The organism is Nocardia citri (assembly GCF_054065835.1).
Window position 1 is genome coordinate 131,341 of sequence record NZ_JBSUQM010000010.1, and the last position, 19,834, is coordinate 151,174.

Consider the following 19,834-nt stretch of genomic DNA (forward strand, 5'->3'; position numbering starts at 1 on the left):
CTCCATTTCCGCCCGAAATGTGGATTCCTACTGGGCAATTGGTCCGGCGATCGATCGCATCGCTGCGACCACCGCCGCAATCACGCAGCGACAGTACAGTGTCGAGTCGGCGGCGGCGTGCCCGGCTCGACGGTGCGACCCACGGTGCTGGCGGGCGTCGAGTTGGGTGTCCACGCTCTAGGCTTGGCGCCGTGACGATTGCGCGGACACGGTGATGGAACAGCGGACGGTCGGCCGCAGCGGCCTACGGGTGTCCCGGATAGGACTTGCGACCCACACCTGGGGTGCGCATACCGATACCGACGATGCGGCAGTGCAGTTGGTGGCGTTCGCCGAGGCGGGCGGCACGCTGGTCGATACCTCCCCCGCCTACGCCGGTGGTGCGGCACAACGGATTCTGGCCGAATTGCTCGGCGATCTGGTCTCCCGCGACGATTTGGTACTCAGTGGCTGCGCGGGTGTCGCGCCGCGGATCACGCCCGCACCGGTCGATCCGACCGTGCCCGAGCCGGAGCCGGTGCGTCCGTCCGTGGACACCTCGCGTCGCGCGCTGCTGCGCCAGCTCGATCGGACGCTGCTCGAACTGGGCACCGACTATCTCGATATCTGGCATGTCGCGGCCTGGGATCCGGCGACCCCGCTCGACGAGGTCGCGGCCACCCTGGATTTCGCCGTGCGCTCCGGACGCGTCCGCTACGCGGGTGCGCGCGGGTTCAATGCCTGGCAGGTCGCCAGCCTCGCCGCGGTCGCGCCCATCACCGTCGCGCAGACCCCGTACTCATTGCTGACCCGTGACACCGAAACCGATTTCATTCCGGCCACCCAACATCACGGGGTGGGGCTGTTCGCCACCGCACCGCTGGCCGGGGGCATTCTCACCGGCAAATACCGCGATGGGGTGCCCGCCGATTCGCGTGGCGCGGATGAGGCGACCGCCGCCGAGATCCGGCATCGCCTCGACGATCACGCGACGCGGGTCGTCGAGGCGCTGGTGACCGCCGCCGACGGACTGGCCACCTCGCCCTTGGCCGTCGCCCTGGCCTGGATCCGGGACCGTCCTGGCATCGCGAGCATGATCGTGGGCGCGCGCGATATCGGGCAGCTCACCGGAGTGCTCGCCGCCGAAACGTTGGAATTGCCGCGTGCGATCGCGGCGGCGCTCGACGATGTCAGCGCCCGCGCGGCAGGGTGAATCGATGAGAGAGGCTAGCCTTACCTGCATGAGGTTTCTCGGCCGTGTCCGATCCGGTGGGGTGCGTTCGCTTCTGGCCGTGCTGGCACTGACCCTGGTGTTGGGTACGGCCTGCGGTACCGGCAGCGATGCCACGAGCGACAGCGGACGCGGGCCGGCCACCGCGAAACTGGAGAACCTCGATCCGGTGCCGATCGGGCCCGAACCCACGCCCACGCTGCCCGCGACCGTCCGGTCGTTCGACGGTACCGAGGTCACGGTCACCGATGCCGGCCGGATCATCGCCGCGGACCGCTTCGGCACACTCGCGCAAACGGTCTGGGCGCTGGGCATGGGCGCCAAACTGGTCGGCCGCAGCACCGCGGCCGGGTTTCCCGCGGTGGCGAATCTCCCCATCGTGACCGGTGGCAGCGGTTCGCTGAACGTGGAATCCATACTGGCACTGCGTCCTTCGGTATTTCTCACCGACAGCACCAGCGCCGCGCCGCAGGTGCGCGAACAGTTGCGCGCGGCCGGAGTGACCGTCGTCTACTTCGATCCGCAGCGCACCATGGACGGTGTGGTGCCACAGATCGAGGCCGTCGCCGCCGCGCTCGGCGTACCCGATCGCGGCCAAACCCTGGCGCAGCGCACCCGCGACGAAATCGCCGCCGCCAGTGCCGCGGTGCCCAAGCAGGACAAACCCCTCACCATCGCCTTCCTCTACCTGCGCAGCACCGCCATCACCATGCTCGCCGGACCCGGCTCCGGCGCCGACGCCCTCATCGCCGCGCTCGGCGCGCGCGATGCGGGTACGGCGGCAGGGTTGAGCGAGCCGTTCGTCTCGATCACCAGCGAGGCCATGATCGCGGCCGCCCCCGACGTTGTGCTGGTGATGTCGGACGGGCTGAAGTCGGTCGGTGGCGTCGACGGGCTGGAAAAGGTGCCCGGTATCGCGCAGACACCCGCGGGGCGCAACAAGCGCGTGGTCGATATGGCCGATTCGGTGGTGTTGAGCTTCGGCCCGAACACCGGCCGGGTGATCGCCGCCCTCAGCGCGGCCGTCTACGGTACCAAGCCCGCATGAGCGAAAAGATAACGGGGGCAACCGCGACCGACTCGGCCATGCCGCACAGTCCGCATCCGGTTTCGCCGAAATCTCGGGGTTGGTCGCGGATCACGATCGCGTTCGCGGTCGCGGTGGCCGGGTTGGTGATGTTGGCGTTGGCGTCGGCCGCGATCGGGCAGGTGCCGACGACACCTGCCGAGGTCGCAGGCAGTGTGTTGCATCGGATCGGATTGGATTGGGGACCGATGCCCGCGCATCCGGCCGGTGAAGTGACGTTGTGGCAGGTGCGGTTCCCGCGCGTAGTGCTCGCGATCCTGGTGGGCGCCGCATTGGCGACAGCGGGCGCATTGTTGCAGGGGGTGTTCGCCAATCCGCTCGCCGAGCCGGGTGTGATCGGAGTGTCGGCGGGAGCGGCGGTCGGTGCGGGCACGGTGATCGTGGTGGGCGGTGCGTTCGTGGCGGCGTGGTCGGTGGCGGCGGCCGCATTCGCGGCAGGGCTGTTGACCACATCGCTGGTATATCTGCTCTCGCGCTCGAACGGGCGCACCGAGGTGGTCACGCTGGTGCTGACCGGTGTCGCCATCAATGCCTTCGCCGGTGGATTGATCGCCTTCCTGCTGTTCATCGCGACCCCCGCGGCCCGCGATCAGATCGTGTTCTGGCAGTTGGGCAGTCTCAACGGAGCCACCTGGGATGCCGTGCGCGTCGTCGCTGCGCTGGCGGCATTCGGCATTCTCGCCGCGGTGCTCATCGCGCCCCGCCTGGATCTGCTCTCGCTCGGTGAATCCGCCGCGGCTCACCTCGGTGTCGACGTGGAACGCTTGCGGCGCAATGTCATCGTCGTGGTCGCCGTCCTCGCGACAGCGGGCGTCGCCTTCACCGGCATCGTGCTGTTCGTCGGACTGATCGTGCCGCATGTGGTCCGCATGCTGGTCGGACCTGCCCACCGCATCCTGATCCCGTTGAGCGCCATCGTCGGCGCGGTCGTACTCCTCGCCGCCGACGTCGCCGCCCGCTCCCTGGTCCACAATGCCGACCTCCCCCTCGGCATGCTCACCTCCCTCATCGGCGGCCCCTTCTTCTTCTGGCTCCTGCGCCGCACCCGCGCTCGTGCGGGAGGTTGGGCATGAGCCGCGAAATCGCTTGGGGCCCAAACGATCCGCATGGGTTCCGCAAGTGGCCTCACGATCAGTCACCCAGCGTGGTGCCGGTGTGAGCGCGGTGCTGGAGGGTTTGCGTTCGGTGTTCGCCCGGACCCACGAGATGCCGGTGGCGCCGAAGCGCGGCGCGGTGACGTTGCGGGCCAGCGGTGTCAGCGTCGACCGTCGTGGTGCTTCGGGAGCGCGTACGCGCAGGGTCCTCGAAGCCGTCGACTTCGACGTGGTGGCCGGCGAGATCGTGGCATTGGTGGGGCCGAACGGAGCGGGTAAATCGACGCTGTTGGCAGCGCTCGCGGGTGAACTGGAGCCGAGCGAGGGCACGATCGAACTGGATGGGCAGGCACTGGGCCACTGGTCGCATCTGGATATGGCGCGACGCCGGGCAGTATTGCCGCAGAGCCACACCGTCGGATTTCCGTTCACCGCTCGCGAGGTGGTCGCGATGGGGCGTGCGCCCTGGGTGCGGACCGATCAGCACACCCTCGATGACGAACGGATCGCCGCCGCCATGTCCGCCGCTGACGTGGAACACCTTGCCGCCCGGGCATTTCCCACGCTCTCCGGTGGTGAACGCGCCCGCGTGGCCCTGGCCCGCGTCCTCGCTCAGGACACCGCGACCCTGCTCCTTGACGAACCCACCGCCGCCCTGGACCTGGGCCACCAGGAATCGGTGCTGCACCTGGCCACCGCCCGCGCCACCGCGGGCACCGCCGTGGTCGTCGTCCTGCACGACCTCGGCATCGCCGCCGCCTACGCCGACCGCGTCGCCGTCCTGGAATCCGGCCGCATCGCCGCCGACGGCCCACCCCGCAAAGTTCTCACCACCGAACTCCTCACCCGTGTCTATCAGCACCCGGTCGAAGTCCTCGACCACCCGGTGACCGGCGCCCAACTTGTCCTGCCGGTCCGTCGCTGAGTCGTCACCGTACTGCGACAAGTTCTGCGGGGCCGACGACTCGTGAGCGTTCGGATTCGGCTGCGAACAGTCGGTCGATGGAGTTCACGTCGAAGGTGAAGCCCCAGAAAGCCGCTCCGGCAAGCGCTCCCAGCTCCAGCAAAAACATCAGGGCCGGATTCGCGCCTTTGCGCGCTGTCATTTTCGATCCTCTCGACCACTCAGGGAGCAGTCAGCGCCAGATCAGCTTCAACACCGCGGGCGTCAACAGCATGCGGACCACCGACGCGTCCAGGACCAGCGCCGCGATCATGCCGTAGGCGATGTACTTCATCAACACCAGATCGGAGAAGCCGAACGCGCCCGTCACCACGATGAGAATCGCTGCGGCGGAAGTGATTACACCGCCGGTGTGGGCGATACCGGACCGGATAGCCGCCGGCGGCGACGCGCCGTCCGCGCGCGCCTCGGCCATCCGCGACAGCAGGAACACCTCGTAGTCGGTGGACAGCCCGAACACCACCGTCACGATGAGCGCCAGCACCGCGAACATCAGCGGTCCGGGCGTGAAGTCGAAGATCCCGGCCCCGTGCCCCTCGACGAACACCCAGGTGAGCACGCCCACAGTGGAGGCCAAACTCAATGCGCTCATCAAAACGGCCTCGAGCGCCAAGACGATCGAACCAAATGCCAGATACAACATCACCAATGCCGCAGCCGCCAGCAGCCCGACCAGCAACGGTAGTCGCACGAGCAACCCGTTGATGCTGTCGCGCTCGAGCGCGGGCACACCGGTCACCATGACATCCACGCCGCCGGGTTCGGGAATCGCTCGCAGCGCATCGATCACCGCGTCCGCGTTGCGCTTGTCGGCGAGACCGGCATCGAGCACATTGATCCCGTCCTCGGTCGGCGCAGCGGGTTCGAAACGACCGGTCAGACCGGGAATCCGGCTGGCCTCATAGCGAATATCGCTGAGCTGCTGCGGATTCGCGCCCACCACCACCAATTTGATCGGCTCGGTGCGAAAACTCGGGAACAACGCGTCGAACCGTTCCTGCGCGACCCGCGCCGGATTGTGTTCGGACAGATACCGTTCGCTGATCCCGCCGAATTCGATACTGCGAATCGGAATGATCAACGCCAGCAGTCCGAGCACGATCGGCACCACCACCGCCCACGGCCGCCGCATCGCACGCACCGCCAACCGCGAGAAGAATCCGGCGTCGATCTGCGCCTCTGTCCTGGTGCGCGAGAAGCGATGCCAACCCCACAGGTCGATCCGCCGCCCGACAATGCTCAGCACCGCCGGCAGCGCCGTTACCGACAGCAGCGCCGCGAGCAGCACCGAACTGATGCCGCCCAAGGGCACCGATCGCAGCACCCCATTCGGGAAGATGAACAACCCCGCCAGGCTGATCGCGATGATCGCGGCCGAGAACAGTACAGTTCGCCCGGCCGTAGCGACGGTGCGCGCCGTCGCATCCTCGACGCTGTGCCCGGCGGCCAACTCCTCCCGGAACCGGGTCACGGTGAACAGCCCGTAGTCGATCGCCAACCCCAAACTCACCAGCGTGACCACCGCACTGGCGAAGACGTTGACCTCGATGTGATCGGTGAGCAGACGGATGGTGCCCTGGGTGCCGAGTACCGTCATCGCGCCGATCAGCACCGGCAGCAGCGCCCCGATCACCCCACCGAAAACGAAGTACAGCAGGATCGCCACGATCGGCAGCGCGATGATCTCGGCCCGGCGAATATCGTCCTGCATGCCCTGGTTGATGCCCTCGACAATGGGCTGCAGCCCGGCCAGCTGCACCGTGGTACCGCCGGGGCCGCCGCCCGCGCGCCCCGCGCCGAGCTCACCCTCGATCGCCGCGTAGTTCTCGACTGTCGCAGTGCCTTCACCGCGCAATCCGACGCTGGCGAAGGCATGGGTGTGCGAGGCGTCGGTGGCCTGCGCGGCGAAGGGGCTGTCCCAATAGCTGTCGATCTTCTGGATCCGGTCGGGGTGACCAATGCGCAGTTGCTTCAGCGAATTGGTCACCGCGGCGCGCACCATCGGGTCGTCGACGGTCATGCCCGCGGGCGTGGTGTAGAGCAGGATGATGTCGCTGTCGGTGTCGCGGCCGAAGGTTCGATCGGCGATCTTGGCGGCGGCCACCGATTCACTGCTCTCGTCGAACCAGCCCTCCTGGGTCAGCCGGTCCGCCAGATCTCGGCCATACCAGCCCGAAAGCAGCACCGCGACAATGGCGATGCCCAGCACCAGGTAGCGGTGACGGTGGATGAGAAGCCCCCATCGCAGCGAACCGGATTCGATCATTCAGCCGCAGGCCGGGGTGTGGTAGTCGGCCGAGCGCAAGATGCCGCACAGGTCGGTGCGCGAGATCTTCCACTTGCCGTCGAGCAGCACGAAATGCACGACGGTGGTGCGGACCGCGGTGCCGGTGCCGTCCTTGTCCAGCCGCATGGTCGCGGTCAGTGTGCCGTCTCGGTTGTCAAAGACCGGATCGGTGACGCCGTAGATGGCGCGCGGATTGTCCTGCAGTGCCTTGTACATATCCGGGATGGCGTCGCGGAAGGCGTCGCCGTCCTCGATGAGGTCGGTGCGTTCGGAGTCGGGCAGTGCGGGATCAAGGGCACGTTTGATCTGCGCATCCAGTTCGGCGGCCGTCGGCAGCGGTCGGTGCGCGGCGCTCGAGGACGCCGCGATCGAGGACGACAGCGAGGCATTGGCCGAGGAACGCGCGGCATCGACCGCGGCTTCGTCAGGTCCCGTGCTGCACGCTGCGGCCACCGCGACGAGGGTGGCCGCGGTGAGCGCGGAGCGGGCGAATCGTGTCGTTGCCATCACCATCTACATACCATCGATGACCGAACTGATCCGGCCCAGCAGGGCCCGCACGGTTGTCATATCACGATCCGGGGCCGGCGCCACCGGCTCGGCATCCGGAATCATGTCGCGCACCAGCGCGATGACGCTGCGTTCGTCGTCGAGGTCGATATCGGTGACGCGGGCCTGGGCGACCGCGACCACATCCTCCGGTCCGGGAACATCACTGTCGAGGTCGGCGCGGTAGATCTCCAGTTCCACGGTGGAACGGACCGTGCGGAAGGCATACGGCCGACCGTCGGCTGTGGTGCCGAATCCATGAGCAAACGGACCAACGGTTATGTCATCGATGGCAAATCCCGATGGATGGTCGGCTTTCAACCGGCTCTCCCTGAATTGGACACTATTTCAAATCAACGGTAACTCTGATCACCGACATTCTCCGTCGGCGACCACCCCCGGTCGGCCCGACAGGTGCGCCACCATGGTCAGATGGTGCGGTAGCGGATGATTCGTCCTGTAAGGAGTTCGGTGGATGGGCCTACATGGTTCGCTGCCCGCAGCACTCGCGGGTGTGGCGGTGCTGGCGTTGCTCGCCGGATGCTCCTCGGACTCCGATAGCGACAAACTCGAGACCCGACCGGCGGCCACCGCGGCGGTCGCACCCGAACGCACCGCGCAGCCCACCGGCGATGTGTGGTCGCTGGCCAACCCGATCGGCGCGTTGTTCGCCGAGGCGGGCACCGGCGAACTGATCGCACTCGACGCCAGCCGCGACAACAGCGCCACGCTGTTCGTCCTCGACCCCGCCGCCAACGCCACCGGGAATCCGGTGCTGCGCACCATCGTGCTGCCGACCAAGGGCGTCGGCCTGGCGCAGGGCAAACCGGGTGAAGTGCTGATCCCCGCCTCCCGGCGGATCCTGCGTGTCGATATCGCCACCGGTGTAAGCACCGAGGTGCCCGTAGACGGCGACGTCACAGCGGTGCGCTACCGCGACGACGGCACGCTGTTCATCGGCACCGCCGACGGCAAGGTGCGCGAGCTGTCCCCGGAGGGCAAGGTCACCGACACCATCTCCGGGCTCGCCTCCGCCGACGCGGTGGCCCTCGCCGGCGATCATGTCGCGGTCCTGGACCGCCGCCAGACCTCGCTCACCCAGCTCGACCTCGGCAAAGACCGCCTCGGCCTGGCACTTCGCGCGGGCGACGGCGCAACCAATCTGATCACCGATCCGTTCGGCCGCATCACCGTCACCGATACCGCGGGTAACGAACTGCTGGTCTATACTGCCGGACCGCTCGTACTGCGGCAGCGATTCCCGGTAGGATCGTCGCCTTACGCGCTTGCCTACGATCAACGGTCCGACACCGTGTGGGTGACGTGTACGCAGAGCAACGAAGTCGTCGGATTCGACCTGTCGTCGGGTATACCGAAAGAGGTGGGCCGTTATCCGACGGTTCGCCAACCGAACTCGGTGACCATCGACGAGCGCACCGGTGACCTGTTCGTCGGTTCCGCGACCGGAGACGGTCTGCAACGGATCCGCGCGGACCAGCGGAAGAAAGGGCAGTGATGGCGCCACAATCACGCGCAGCGTTACCGGCGAGCTGGGAAACCAGCAGTGACGACTACGAATACGTGCCGCTGCGGCTTCCACCGGAGGTGACTCGGGTGACGGCGTCGATGCGGCTGGCCATCCAAGCCGAATTCGGTGGCTGGGAGCTGTCACGGGTGCGGGCCTACACCGACGGCAGCCGGCGGGTGCTGTTGCGGCGTCGAAAAACCGCACTACTACCCCAGCCCGAACCGGGAATGTGAGGAAATGTATTCACTGCTGCTGCGCCTGATGTTCCTGCTGCCGCCGGAACGCGTCCACCATCTGGCGTTCACGGTCATGCGGCTGGCCGCCCGGTTCGCTCCGTCGCGGTGGGCCATGACCAAGGTGCTGACCATTGACGATCCGATCCTGCGCAACCGTGCCTTCGGCGTCGACTTTCCCGCGCCGCTCGGGCTGGCCGCCGGATTCGACAAGAACGCCGACGGTGTGAATGCTTGGGCGCCACTGGGATTCGGATTCGCCGAAATCGGCACCGTCACCGCACAAGCCCAACCGGGCAATCCCGCGCCGCGGCTGTTCCGGCTGCCCGCCGACCACGGCCTGATCAACCGGATGGGCTTCAACAATCACGGCGCCGCCGCGGCGGCCCAACATCTGCGCAACCGCCGTGGCGGGGTCCCGATCGGCGCGAATATCGGTAAAACGAAAATCGTCGAGCCCGCGGACGCCGCGGCTGACTACGCGGTGAGCGCATCGCTGCTCGGGCCGCTGGCCGATTTCGTCGTCGTCAATGTCAGCTCCCCCAACACCCCCGGCCTGCGGGATCTGCAGGCCGTCGAATCCCTGCGCCCGGTCCTGCAGGCCGTTCTCGACAGTGTCGAGGTCCCGGTGCTGGTGAAAATCGCCCCCGACCTGTCCGACGACGATGTCGACGCCGTCGCTGACCTCGCGGTCGAACTCGGCCTGGCCGGGATCGTCGCCACCAACACCACCATCCGCCGCGACGGCCTGCGCACCGCCGCCGCCGAGGTCGAGGCCATGGGCGCGGGTGGCCTGTCCGGGCCCCCGGTCGCCGAGCGGTCTCTGGAAGTGCTGCGGCGGCTCTACCGCCGCGTCGGCGACCGTCTGGTGCTCATCTCTGTCGGTGGTATCGAAACCGCCGACCAGGCCTGGGAGCGCATCCGCGCCGGCGCCACCCTGCTGCAGGGCTACACCGGTTTCATCTACGGCGGACCGTTCTGGATGCGTCACATCCACCGCGGGATCGCCCAGCGCCTGCGCGAAGGTGGATACCATTCGATCGCCGAGGCGGTCGGCGCGGAGCACGTGGCACATACCTGATCCCGGCCGGTCGTTTCGTGCGGTCGATGCCTCGCGGCGCGCTATCGGAACACCCACGGTGTCGGGTCGGGTCGCGGCATCCGGTGCGAGCCGAAGCCATCTCCGGTGGGTTCGCAGCTGTGCTCATCGAGACTCTGATCCAGGCGGGCCAGGATCCGCTTGGACAGCAGGATCACCGCCTGTTCCCAGATGATGCCGACGGTGTCGGCCAGAATGGCCGCATCGGCGTGGGCGTGCCGATCGTGCACGATGTCCGGATCGCTGAGGATCTCGTCGAGTTCCATACCGGCCATTGCCTGTTGACGGGTGAGCTGTCGGCCGGGCAGCCAGCTCAGCCGCCACACCGCGGCCTTGGAACCGGTGTCGCGGTAGGCGGACTCCGGTGATATGTCGCTGATCATGGTCCAGTCGGTGGACGTGACGGTCATGGGTGCCTCCTGTCGAGCATCCGCTGGTGCAGCGCGTGTTGCACGGTGATACCGAGACGAAGTCGGCTTGATCGGGTGAAATGTCGTCCCGGCGAGCTGGATTCGTTCGCCTAGACCGTGGCGCGGTTCGCGACGAGTTCGGTGTCGGTACCGCCGGCCCTCGGCTCCCCGCGCCGCCGTGCGTACCGAATCAGCAGAATCACTTTCATCACCAGGCCCTCCCGAGTCATCTGGCGGGCGACGGTTGGTCGCCGTAACTCAGTGTGGCATTTGCCATTCAACACGGTCAATTGCCGTTGTAAGTTGGTAATTGCCGGTTCACTCGGCGGCTAAACCCCGGACGATTCGGCATATCGTGAGAGTGACATAGGGAACGATCGCAGCGTCATGGAGGACAGGCCCGCCTATGGTCCAGCAGGACTCACGCACGGTTGCCATCCGCAACATTCTCACCCGGCTCAGCAAGCGCTCCGGTCTGAGCGCGGACCGGTTGCGCACCACGGAGATCGACGTCGCACCCCTGCTGGATCTGTCCGTTATCCGCCAGCGAGCGCACCAGGAGGGGCTCTCGACGGAGGAAGCCGTCTTGCCCGTGGTTCGCGACCTCGCGCGACAGTTGGACCCGACCAATCGGTTGATTGCCGATGCCGAACTGTCCCTGGGCCTATTGCGTGAAAATCCGCCCGCCGGAATAGATCTCGAACGGTTGTACGCGGCCGACCTCGGCGAGCGTCGCGTGTACCTGACCGAGCAGTGGCATACTTTGCACGAGGCGTACGACGCCGAGTTCGTTCCGTCCGCACCGACTGTGCGTTCGTTGCGGGCTACACCGGAGCGACGCGCATTTACCGAATTGGCGGGCAAGCTCGCGGCCGCAGCGGTCTCTGCGACCTCGCACTACAGATTCACCCCGGAGCCGAAGGTGCTGACCGCACTGCCGGACGCACAGCCGCGCCGCGGCACGGTCACTGTCATCGGATCGGCGGTAATCGACCACATCTACCGGATCGGCCACATTCCTTCGGCGGGCAAATCCACACCGGGCAGCTTCGAGGTCCACGCGGGCGGCAAGGGGCTCAACCGCGCGGTGGCGGCCGCGCGGCTCGGACTCCGGTCCCGGCTCATCTCCGCGGTGGGCAACGACGATGCCGGTAGGCACATCCTCAACTATTTGCGCACCGAGAATGTCGATACCGAGCTGGTCAAGGTGGTCAACGGCGCCACGACGAATGTCTCCGCGGTCATGATCACCAGCACGGGTGTGTCCAGCAAGATCGGCTGCGAGGACGACCGAATCTGGCAAGGAGCGCACGTGGTGAGCGAATCGCGCTTTCGCGAGGCGCTCGCGGCCTCGGACGCGGTCGTATTGACCTTCGAGCAACCCGCGGATGCGATCAAAGCTGTGCTGGCGGCCATCGGGGAGATGGACCGGCGGCCGTCGTTGGTGGTGAACCCCTCGCCGCCGATCGATGCCCCACAGTATCTCTACCAGCACTTCGGCGCCGTGGACTATCTTGTGGGCTCGACCTGGGAACTGCGCGCACTGCTGCCCGGGGACCCACCCGCGTCCGGGGCCGAGGTGGCACAGCGGCTGCGCAGTCTGGGTGTGCGCGGGGTCTGCGTGATCGATGGCTTCCGATGCATTGTCAGGTCCGATGAGATCACTGCTGATATCGCGGATTTCCCTGTGGCACTGGAGGATTCGCCGGGCGCGGCGGCGGCTTTCTCTGCCGCGCTGGTAGCGAAGATCGTCGCCACCGGCCGACCGGCCGACGAACCGGTATTCCGCTGGGCGACCGCGGCCATGGTCGCGACACAGTCGTTCGGCGATATTCCGGACGCCATGCCGTCGGCCCGGGACATCGACCGCATCGTGCACCTCGCCGGCGAAGAGCCGACCAGCGCGTAACATAACGCGATGGCGTGGCTCGCAACTTCAGAGCGCCGAAATCGGGTGATCGAGTTACAGTTTGCGTCGTTGCGTGGCAGCGGGTCTTCGCGTGCCGCAAACGGCCGCAAACCCAACTGTCCCATTGTCTTCGGAGGAGCATTGACCACAGCTGTGCCGACGCTCGGTGAGACCGCCCATCGGCTCACCCGCAAAGGGCAGGAGTTGCAGGTTCGTGTGATGGAAGTGGCCGGCGGTGCCGAGTGCGGGCATGTGCTCGTCTTCGGCAAAGTCGACGATGGGTGTCTGGTCCGGGTGCATTCGCGGTGTCTGTACGGCGAGGGGCTCGGCTCGGACGATTGCGATTGCGGGCCGGAACTCGACAAGTCCCTGGACCTGATCTGGGCTGAGGGCAGCGGTGTCCTGGTCTATCTGGAGCAAGAAGGCCGCGGTCTCGGGCTGATCGCCAAGGCGCGGGGCTACCGGGAGAGTCAGCGATCGGGCGCGGACACTTTCGCCAGCTACGAGCGGCTCGGATTCCCCGTGGACAGTCGTAGCTACGTGCACGCGGCGAAAAGCCTGCAGGATCTCGGACTGACCCGAGTTCGTCTACTCACCAACAATCCGGACAAGGTTGCCGAACTGAGTGCCGCCGGTCTGGCGGTGATTATGGAACCATTGCTGACCCCGGTGCTCAGTGCGCGGGCCGCAGCATATCTGGATGCGAAGCGTCGACGTCGTGGGCACATGATTCCGGTCAGCGACGTGCCATGGGCGCCGGACATACAGCCGGTACTCGAACGCCCAAGCCGCATCTAGCGGTTCTGGACGACGCGCGGTCAGGCCCGCCGTCGCCGCGCACTCCCCGCGTCCAAGTAACGGACGCGATTACCCCGAGCTGGCTAACATGAGTGAGCCGCGCCACATGGTGCTATCCCGCAGCCTGAAATGATGAGATAACGTCCCCTGCAATTTATCAACAGCAGCGGGGCTGGAACCGTGTGGAACACACGGTCGCGCCGGGCACGGTGCACGCCAGAGATATCGGGAAACGGGAAGATGACGACAACAGAAATCGGTTTCGCGCACGAGTCCGGCAAGACGGTGTACACGGTGCCGGCGGCATTCCAGGAGACCGTGAAGTTACGGCCGGATCAGGTTGCGTTGCGGACGGTCGGCGGCACCACGGAGATCAGCTGGCGCGAATACGGCGAACGGGTGCGCGCGCTCGCGGCCGGACTCGCCGGACTCGGCATCGGCCACGGCGACACCGTCGGCATCATGCTCACCAACCGGCCCGAATTCAATCTGATCGATACGGCCGCACTGCATCTGGGCGCCACTCCCTTCTCGATCTACAACACCAGCTCCCCCGAGCAGATCACGAATCTGTTCACCAATGCGGAGAACAAGGTGGTGATCACCGAGCGCGCCTTCCTCGACGTGATCAAGGGTGCGCGCATCGAGCTCGAGCACATCGTGGTGGTCGACGGTCCGGCCGCCGATACGGTCAGCCTGGCCGATCTCGAGGCGAATCCGGCCGCCGACTTCGATTTCGACGCCGCCTGGCAGGCGGTCACCCCCGACGATCTCGCCACGCTGATCTACACCTCGGGCACCACCGGCCCGTCCAAGGGTGTGGAGATCACCCACCGCAATGTGCTGGCCCAGATCATCGCGCTGGTCAACGGTCCGCTGCGGGTCGGCTTCGACGACCGCGCCATCTCCTACCTGCCGGCCGCGCACGTCGCCGACCGCATTTCCGGACACGCCATCAGCCTGCTCACGGGCATCCTGATCACCTGTGTGCCGGATCCGCGCGAGATCGCCGCCGCACTGCCCGACGCGCGTCCCACCATCTTCTTCGGTGTGCCCCGGGTGTGGCAGAAGATCAAGGCCGGTATCGACGGCAAGCTTGCCACCGAAGCCAGCCCAGTGAAGAAGGCGCTGGCCAACTGGGCCATCAATACCGGCGTCGCGGCCGCCCGCGCCGATCTGGCGGGTAAGGGCCGCAGCCCGCTACTCGCCGCCCAGCATAAGCTCGCCGATGCGCTGGTGCTGTCGAAGCTGCGGGCCACGCTCGGACTGGACAACCTCGTGGTCGCGTCCTCCGGCGCCGCCGCGATCCCGGCCGAAACCCTCGAATATTTCCTCGGACTCGGGTTGACCGTCTCCGAGGTATGGGGCATGTCGGAGACCACGGGTGTGGCCACCTACACCGAACTGGCCAAACCGCGACCAGGTTCGGTCGGCCGGGCCATCGACGGCCTCGAGCTACGGCTCGGTGAGGACGGCGAACTGCTGGTACGCGGCGCGATCGTCACCCACGGCTACCGCAAACAGCCCGACAAGACCAAGGAGGCGCTCGATGCCGACGGCTGGCTGGCCACCGGTGACGTCGCCACCATCGATGCCGACGGCTATGTGCGCATCGTGGACCGCAAGAAGGAACTGATCATCAACGAGTCGGGTAAGAACATCTCCCCGACCAATATCGAGAATGCGGTCAAGGCGGCCTCCTCGCTGGTCGGGCAGGTGGTGGCGATAGGTGAGGCCAAACCGTTCATCGCCGCGCTGATCGTGCTCGATCCGGACACCGCCGCCATCCGGGCCAAGGAAATCGATGCGCCCGCAGACGATCTATCCGCACTGGCCACCCGCAAGGAGATCCTCGACGAGGTGCTGGCCGCGTGCGCCGCAGCCAACCGCAAGCTGGCGCGCGTCGAGCAGATCAAGCGGTTCACCGTGGTCGGCCAGCCGTGGGAGCCCGGCGGCGACGAGCTGACCCCGACTATGAAGCTCAAGCGCAGCCCGATCGCGGCGAAGTATGCCCACGAGATCGCCGCGCTGTATACCACGCCGTTGCCGGAATCTGTCGTGAATGTCTCCTGAGTCCAACCGACACTACTGTGGCCCTGGGCAAACGTTCAGGGCCACAGTAGTTTTCGTGCGCTGGTGACCGCGCATGGGCGGGCCGCCAGCAGGCTGGTCCGTTTCTCAGGCGACCTCGTACTTGGCGACGATGGTCGCGCGGCCCACGGTGTGGGAGAAGAGGTTGAAACCGAGGAAGGCGGGAGTGGCGTTCTCGTCGATCTCGAGCTTGTCCACGTCGAGGGCGTGCACCACGATGAAGTAACGGTGGTACCCGTGTCCGGCAGGCGGTGCCGCCCCGACGTATCCGGGGAACCCGCCATCATTGCGCAGTGTGACCGCACCGGTGGGCAATGACCCGCCCTCGCTGCCCGCACCGCGCGGCAGCGAAGTGGTGCTCGCCGGGATATTCGCCACCGCCCAGTGCCAGAAGCCGGATGCGGTCGGCGCGTCCGGATCGTAAACGGTGACTGCGAAACCCTTTGTCTCCGTAGGGAACCCGGACCAGGACAGCTGCGGCGAGATATCCTTGCCGCCAGCGCCGAACGCCCCGCTGACCTGATCGTTGTCGAATGTCTGGCCATCGGCGACATCCTCGGACGTCAGCGTGAAGCCGGGCACCTGCGGGAGCGCGTCGTAGGGGTTGTAGGAGTAATCAGGCACGGTGGGTCCTTTCGATCGTCAGCTGTTCAACAGGAAGTGTTCTAGCACCCGGGTGCCGAATTCGAGCGCCTGTACCGGAACCCGCTCGTCGACACCGTGGAACAGTGCCGTGAAGTCCAATTCCGGTGGCAGCTGCAGCGGTGCGAAACCGAAGCAGCGAATACCCATGCGGGCGAAGGCCTTTGCATCGGTACCGCCGGAGAGCATATAGGGCACCGTGCGGCCCTGCGGGTCGTGTGCGAGAACGGCGTCGTTCATCGCGTCGACGAGATGTCCGTCGAATGTCGTTTCGTAGGAATCGAGTTTGGTGATCCACTCGCGCTCGACATCCGGGCCGATCAGCTCGTCCACCTCACGCTCGAACGCGGCCTGCCGCCCCGGCACCACGCGACAGTCGACGACCGCCTCGGCGGTCTGCGGGATCACATTAGCCTTGTAACCCGCCTGCAGCATGGTCGGATTCGCAGTATCGCGCAGGGTCGCGCCGATGATGCGGGAGATCGTGCCCAACTTCGCGAGCTGACCTTCGATATCCGGACTCGACGGATCGAACTCCAGGCCGGTCTCCTCGGCGACCGCGGCCAGGAATTCGGCGACCGAATCCGAAAGCACCAGGGGGAAGGTGTGTTTGCCCAGTCGCGCCACGGCCGCCGCCAGAATCGTGACGGCATTGTCCTCGTGCAGGAACGAGCCGTGACCAGCACGGGCCTTGGCGCGCAACCGCATCCAGCCGAGCCCCTTCTCGGCCGTCTCCACCAGATACAACCGGCGGTCGGTGCCGTCCGGGCGCGGCACGGTCAGCGAGAAGCCGCCGACCTCACCCACCGCCTCGGTGATCCCCTCGAACAGGTCGGGCCGATTCTCCACCAGCCAGTGCGAACCCCATTTGCCGCCGTTCTCCTCATCGGCGAGGAAGGCGAAGACGATATCGCGCGGGGGCACCGTCCCCTCGATCTTGAACTGGCGCGCGACGGCCAGCATCATGCCGACCATATCCTTCATGTCTATCGCGCCACGGCCCCACACATAGCCGTCGCGCACCGCCCCGGAGAACGGATGCACACTCCAATCCGCGGCCTCGGCGGGCACCACATCCAGATGCCCGTGGATCAGCAATGCGCCGCGGCTCGAATCGGCACCCTTCAGCCGCGCGAACACATTCCCGCGCCCAGGGGCGCCCGACTCCACGTACTCGGTCGTGTACCCCGCCTGATTCAGCTGATCGGCCACCCACTGCGCACATTCGCGTTCGCCCTTGGTGGTGGCCAGATCCCCGGTGTTGGAGGTGTCGAACCGGATCAGCGTACTGACCAATTCGACCACCTCGGACACGGCACGAGATGTGGTGTTCGGATCGGATACTTCGCCAGTTGCAGACACGTCCCCTTTCCTACCACCTGACACCGCCCGCACGGCGCCACAGCCGCCTGGCGCGACACCCGCCGCTCGCGCGAGGTGCGCAATCGTGCGCGGGTTCGGGGTCGATTCACGCTGATCGCAATCACGGACGCTGTGTGGTCAGACCAATGGGAGTCTGTCGCGATCAGCCGCGATCGAAAAGCCGTATCCATGAAGTTTCCGATCCTGCCATCGCATCCATCAACAGTGCGAGCGACTGGCGTGCGAGCAAAGGTTTCCCGAGGCGGAAATGAACGCCCGGGGATCCGCGTTCATCGCCAGCACCGTCGGACCGTCCTGGCAGTTGGCCCGCGCGTGGCGACCGAATTGCCCGGCGGCTGGCGCTTGAATCGGAGCCTGCGGTTGAAGGTTTTCCCGATTTCACCGGCGCAGCCAGGGGGCCGAATATCAGCGATCTCCCGGCCATATTCCCTTGCCCGCGAAAGTGACTGTCGAATTCCCGCCGCCGCTCGACCTGCACAAGGTGTTGGTATCGGAGCTGGATGCGGTTCGCCGCCCATCGCAACCCGTTCTGCAGAGATGTTGGTAAGTACTGGCTCGAATAGTAGGTACTCGCCGACAGCTCGGGCAAAGCGCACACACACCGAGAATCCCCAGCTAAACCCGCGATTTGGTCAACGCGGCCACATCCGATAACCTTGCTGAGCACACCGGTCCGGGTGGCGGAATGGCAGACGCGCTAGCTTGAGGTGCTAGTGCCCTTTATCGGGCGTGGGGGTTCAAGTCCCCCTCCGGACACCAGTGCTAACCCCACAGGGGGTCACACCAACGATTGCGAGTTGTTGTTGGTGTTGGTAGCGCACCTGGAGGTCGAGCGCTGCATACAGCTGGATCTTGTCGGAGGGATTCCCGGCGGCGAGGACAGCGCGGATGTCGCCGAGAGATTCGATCAGTTTCCTGATCTCGGTTTCGGTGAGCCGGTCTATTTTGGGGAGATTCTGCAGCTCGGCTCGAGCTGCTGCTTTGTCGGCTTGTGCGGTGTTCATGGCTGTGACGAGGGCTTGCGGGTCAACGCCTGCTTCGATCGCGGCGAGATGGCGGGTGAGTCTGGCTTCGGCGTCGGTGACGCGCTGCCGCAGTGTTCGACGATGAGTGTCGGTGTCGTCGGTGTGCTGGGTGGCAATGAGGGCGGCGATGGTGTTCTCGCGGTGGTTTCGATCGAACAGACTCGCGATCCAAGCGTCTATCGGGCCGACGACAACGTCTTCGCGCAGGTTCACTGTCCGGGGGTGGTCGTGGAGCAGAGGGCTACCGGGGGCGATGGATTTGGCGCGGCATCTGTAATAGACGGCGTCGCGGACCAACTCCGCCTGCATCTTTCGGCCACACCCATCGCAGCGGACGAGTCCGCTCAGCAGGTACGGACGCAGACTGCTGGCCCCTCTGTTGCGTTCGAGCTTTCCGCGTGATCGGTTGCTGGTGCCCGCACGCTGGCGCCTCAGTAATTGTGCTTGGGTGAAGGTTTCGACCGAGACGATGCCCGGGTGAGCGGGGCGTTTCGAGCGGACGACGCGATGGGTGGGTGATCGCCGGAACCGGGTGATGTTGCCGGCGGCGGCGTCGTCGGGATCGAGAAGTTCTTCGTGTTTGGTCCACCGGCCGAATACCGCGTAGCCGGTGTAGCGGGGGTTCTGCAGGATCGCGGCAACCGTGCCCGCTTGCCAGCCGTCTTGGGAACGGTGCCGGTTCTGCTCGGGCCGATGCGCCGACGGGCAGGGGACACCTTCTCGGTTGAGCGCGATGGCGATGGCTTTGTCACCGCAACCGGCGAGGTAGTCACGGAAGATACGCGCCACCACCGGCGCGGTGGCTGCGTCGATCGACAGGATCCGCAGTTTGAGCCCATCGCAGGCCCGATTGGGGTTGGGATGCGGCGGACCGTCGATCACCATGTACCCATAGGGCGCGCGTCCGCCTTGGTGTCGGCCTTCGTTGAGGACTTGAGCGTCCATGCTGGCGCGGGTGCGCTGCTGCACGTGTTGGCGTTCGGACTCGCTGAGCCCGCCGAGCATGCTCATCATCATCGAGTGCGTGACGTTGCGTGAGTCGAAGCGTCCCCCGAGCTCGGGCACCCACACCTGCACCCCGTGGGCTTGGACCCGCGGCGCGACCAAACTGAACTGGTTGCCGAACCAGCATCGTGTTCCCTCACCCACGACGATGGCCGACCACCCCCGGGCGGGATTCTTCAGATCAGCCAGCAGACGCGCAGCTTCCCCGCGACGGTGCCAGGGCACCGACCGCGACTGCCCGATATCGAAATAGTCCGCCACGATGGACCCCTCGCCAACGAACTTCTCCGCGTTGCCCCGCTGCCAACGGTAAGAGGTCTGCGGGTCTTGATTGTCCTCGGTCGAGCAGCGCCCGTAGAACGCGAAGCGTTGATCAGCGCTGCTTTCGACGGCCTCGGGGACCAGACCGAGCAACTCGTCGAGTACGGCCCACTCGTTGGACTCGGTCGGCATCGTCGTCCCTCTCAACGCGGTGTTCACGGGCATGTCGCAGCAGCAACTCGAGCAGCACCCCGGCCGC

General features: G+C 66.2%; 18 protein-coding genes and 1 tRNA gene. 11 read left to right on the forward strand and 8 right to left on the reverse strand.

Annotated elements, in window-relative coordinates; all coding sequences use genetic code 11:
• Positions 1 to 214 precede the first annotated feature (214 nt).
• The 4 genes from ACW2Q0_RS16885 to ACW2Q0_RS16900 all read left to right on the forward strand — a co-directional run bounded on the left by ACW2Q0_RS16885 (position 215) and on the right by ACW2Q0_RS16900 (position 4,316).
• On the forward strand, positions 215 to 1,192 hold the full coding sequence (locus tag ACW2Q0_RS16885; RefSeq protein ID WP_457191110.1) for an aldo/keto reductase: 978 nt from the start codon (positions 215 to 217) through the stop codon (positions 1,190 to 1,192).
• Positions 1,193 to 1,220: 28 nt separating this feature from the next.
• Entirely contained in the window at positions 1,221 to 2,258 is a 1,038-nt protein-coding gene (locus ACW2Q0_RS16890) for a heme/hemin ABC transporter substrate-binding protein (RefSeq protein WP_457191112.1), read from the forward strand.
• 38 nt (positions 2,259 to 2,296) lie between these two features.
• Positions 2,297 to 3,370, forward strand: coding sequence for a FecCD family ABC transporter permease (locus tag ACW2Q0_RS16895; RefSeq protein ID WP_457191220.1), 1,074 nt, complete (start codon positions 2,297 to 2,299; stop codon positions 3,368 to 3,370).
• A 133-nt stretch (positions 3,371 to 3,503) separates the two neighbouring features.
• Positions 3,504 to 4,316: a heme ABC transporter ATP-binding protein gene (locus ACW2Q0_RS16900; protein WP_457191222.1), complete on the forward strand. Its 813-nt coding sequence runs from the start codon at positions 3,504 to 3,506 to the stop codon at positions 4,314 to 4,316.
• A gap of 4 nt (positions 4,317 to 4,320) precedes the next feature.
• On the opposite strand, the gene ACW2Q0_RS16905 is transcribed toward ACW2Q0_RS16900, so the two are convergent.
• The 4 genes from ACW2Q0_RS16905 to ACW2Q0_RS16920 are packed head-to-tail and all read right to left on the reverse strand — an operon-like array spanning position 4,321 to position 7,512.
• Positions 4,321 to 4,497 carry a hypothetical protein gene (locus ACW2Q0_RS16905; RefSeq protein ID WP_457191114.1) on the reverse strand — a complete coding sequence of 59 codons (177 nt, stop codon included), beginning with the start codon at positions 4,495 to 4,497 and terminating at the stop codon, positions 4,321 to 4,323.
• Between the two features lie 30 nt (positions 4,498 to 4,527).
• Positions 4,528 to 6,621 (reverse strand): MMPL family transporter, encoded by a 2,094-nt coding sequence (locus ACW2Q0_RS16910; protein ID WP_457191116.1) that lies wholly within the window; start codon positions 6,619 to 6,621, stop codon positions 4,528 to 4,530.
• The gene (locus tag ACW2Q0_RS16915; RefSeq protein WP_457191118.1) at positions 6,622 to 7,149 is read right to left on the reverse strand and encodes a hypothetical protein; all 528 of its coding nucleotides are present in this window, start codon (positions 7,147 to 7,149) and stop codon (positions 6,622 to 6,624) included.
• A gap of 6 nt (positions 7,150 to 7,155) precedes the next feature.
• The gene (locus ACW2Q0_RS16920) at positions 7,156 to 7,512 is read right to left on the reverse strand and encodes a hypothetical protein (RefSeq protein WP_457191120.1); all 357 of its coding nucleotides are present in this window, start codon (positions 7,510 to 7,512) and stop codon (positions 7,156 to 7,158) included.
• 154 nt (positions 7,513 to 7,666) lie between these two features.
• Here ACW2Q0_RS16920 and ACW2Q0_RS16925 point away from each other — a divergent pair, with 154 nt between their 5' ends.
• From ACW2Q0_RS16925 to ACW2Q0_RS16935, 3 genes are read left to right on the forward strand one after another with little or no spacing between them, the layout of a single operon-like run.
• Complete coding sequence (locus tag ACW2Q0_RS16925) at positions 7,667 to 8,707, forward strand: hypothetical protein (protein ID WP_457191122.1); 1,041 nt, start codon at positions 7,667 to 7,669, stop codon at positions 8,705 to 8,707.
• On the forward strand, positions 8,707 to 8,952 hold the full coding sequence (locus tag ACW2Q0_RS16930) for a DUF5703 family protein (protein ID WP_420773543.1): 246 nt from the start codon (positions 8,707 to 8,709) through the stop codon (positions 8,950 to 8,952). Before ACW2Q0_RS16925 ends, ACW2Q0_RS16930 begins: the two co-directional genes overlap by 1 nt.
• Before the next feature lie 4 nt (positions 8,953 to 8,956).
• Complete coding sequence (locus tag ACW2Q0_RS16935) at positions 8,957 to 10,033, forward strand: quinone-dependent dihydroorotate dehydrogenase (RefSeq protein WP_457191125.1); 1,077 nt, start codon at positions 8,957 to 8,959, stop codon at positions 10,031 to 10,033.
• Between the two features lie 41 nt (positions 10,034 to 10,074).
• On the opposite strand, the gene ACW2Q0_RS16940 is transcribed toward ACW2Q0_RS16935, so the two are convergent.
• Positions 10,075 to 10,461: a hypothetical protein gene (locus ACW2Q0_RS16940; protein WP_457191127.1), complete on the reverse strand. Its 387-nt coding sequence runs from the start codon at positions 10,459 to 10,461 to the stop codon at positions 10,075 to 10,077.
• Positions 10,462 to 10,867: 406 nt separating this feature from the next.
• Here ACW2Q0_RS16940 and ACW2Q0_RS16945 point away from each other — a divergent pair, with 406 nt between their 5' ends.
• From ACW2Q0_RS16945 to ACW2Q0_RS16955, 3 genes are all read left to right on the forward strand, one after another.
• Complete coding sequence (locus tag ACW2Q0_RS16945; RefSeq protein ID WP_457191129.1) at positions 10,868 to 12,370, forward strand: PfkB family carbohydrate kinase; 1,503 nt, start codon at positions 10,868 to 10,870, stop codon at positions 12,368 to 12,370.
• Positions 12,371 to 12,511: 141 nt separating this feature from the next.
• The gene (locus ACW2Q0_RS16950; RefSeq protein WP_457191131.1) at positions 12,512 to 13,168 is read left to right on the forward strand and encodes a GTP cyclohydrolase II; all 657 of its coding nucleotides are present in this window, start codon (positions 12,512 to 12,514) and stop codon (positions 13,166 to 13,168) included.
• Positions 13,169 to 13,408: 240 nt separating this feature from the next.
• Positions 13,409 to 15,241 (forward strand): AMP-dependent synthetase/ligase, encoded by a 1,833-nt coding sequence (locus tag ACW2Q0_RS16955; RefSeq protein ID WP_457191133.1) that lies wholly within the window; start codon positions 13,409 to 13,411, stop codon positions 15,239 to 15,241.
• A 105-nt stretch (positions 15,242 to 15,346) separates the two neighbouring features.
• Here ACW2Q0_RS16955 and ACW2Q0_RS16960 read toward each other — a convergent pair whose 3' ends face one another.
• Positions 15,347 to 15,883: a YbhB/YbcL family Raf kinase inhibitor-like protein gene (locus ACW2Q0_RS16960; protein ID WP_457191135.1), complete on the reverse strand. Its 537-nt coding sequence runs from the start codon at positions 15,881 to 15,883 to the stop codon at positions 15,347 to 15,349.
• A gap of 18 nt (positions 15,884 to 15,901) precedes the next feature.
• Positions 15,902 to 17,263, reverse strand: coding sequence for a M20/M25/M40 family metallo-hydrolase (locus tag ACW2Q0_RS16965; RefSeq protein WP_457191137.1), 1,362 nt, complete (start codon positions 17,261 to 17,263; stop codon positions 15,902 to 15,904).
• A gap of 692 nt (positions 17,264 to 17,955) precedes the next feature.
• Between ACW2Q0_RS16965 and ACW2Q0_RS16970 the strand changes: the two genes are divergently transcribed.
• Positions 17,956 to 18,043, forward strand: a tRNA-Leu gene (locus tag ACW2Q0_RS16970).
• Here ACW2Q0_RS16970 and ACW2Q0_RS16975 read toward each other — a convergent pair.
• Complete coding sequence (locus ACW2Q0_RS16975) at positions 18,022 to 19,767, reverse strand: recombinase family protein (RefSeq protein WP_457191139.1); 1,746 nt, start codon at positions 19,765 to 19,767, stop codon at positions 18,022 to 18,024. The two genes, ACW2Q0_RS16970 and ACW2Q0_RS16975, sit on opposite strands and share 22 nt — an antisense overlap.
• Between the last annotated feature and the right edge of the window lie 67 nt (positions 19,768 to 19,834).

Bases quoted from the DNA above. Each gene is read 5' to 3' on its own strand.
- ACW2Q0_RS16935 (WP_457191125.1), top strand. From the start codon at position 8,957: ATGTATTCACTGCTGCTGCGCCTGATGTTCCTGCTGCCGCCGGAACGC.
- ACW2Q0_RS16900 (WP_457191222.1), top strand. From the start codon at position 3,504: ATGCCGGTGGCGCCGAAGCGCGGCGCGGTGACGTTGCGGGCCAGCGGT.
- ACW2Q0_RS16945 (WP_457191129.1), top strand. From the start codon at position 10,868: ATGGTCCAGCAGGACTCACGCACGGTTGCCATCCGCAACATTCTCACC.
- ACW2Q0_RS16925 (WP_457191122.1), top strand. From the start codon at position 7,667: ATGGGCCTACATGGTTCGCTGCCCGCAGCACTCGCGGGTGTGGCGGTG.
- ACW2Q0_RS16940 (WP_457191127.1), bottom strand. From the start codon at position 10,461: ATGACCGTCACGTCCACCGACTGGACCATGATCAGCGACATATCACCG.
- ACW2Q0_RS16895 (WP_457191220.1), top strand. From the start codon at position 2,297: ATGCCGCACAGTCCGCATCCGGTTTCGCCGAAATCTCGGGGTTGGTCG.
- ACW2Q0_RS16975 (WP_457191139.1), bottom strand. From the start codon at position 19,767: ATGCCGACCGAGTCCAACGAGTGGGCCGTACTCGACGAGTTGCTCGGT.
- ACW2Q0_RS16890 (WP_457191112.1), top strand. From the start codon at position 1,221: ATGAGGTTTCTCGGCCGTGTCCGATCCGGTGGGGTGCGTTCGCTTCTG.
- ACW2Q0_RS16930 (WP_420773543.1), top strand. From the start codon at position 8,707: ATGGCGCCACAATCACGCGCAGCGTTACCGGCGAGCTGGGAAACCAGC.
- ACW2Q0_RS16915 (WP_457191118.1), bottom strand. From the start codon at position 7,149: ATGGCAACGACACGATTCGCCCGCTCCGCGCTCACCGCGGCCACCCTC.
- ACW2Q0_RS16905 (WP_457191114.1), bottom strand. From the start codon at position 4,497: ATGACAGCGCGCAAAGGCGCGAATCCGGCCCTGATGTTTTTGCTGGAG.
- ACW2Q0_RS16885 (WP_457191110.1), top strand. From the start codon at position 215: ATGGAACAGCGGACGGTCGGCCGCAGCGGCCTACGGGTGTCCCGGATA.
- ACW2Q0_RS16955 (WP_457191133.1), top strand. From the start codon at position 13,409: ATGACGACAACAGAAATCGGTTTCGCGCACGAGTCCGGCAAGACGGTG.
- ACW2Q0_RS16910 (WP_457191116.1), bottom strand. From the start codon at position 6,621: ATGATCGAATCCGGTTCGCTGCGATGGGGGCTTCTCATCCACCGTCAC.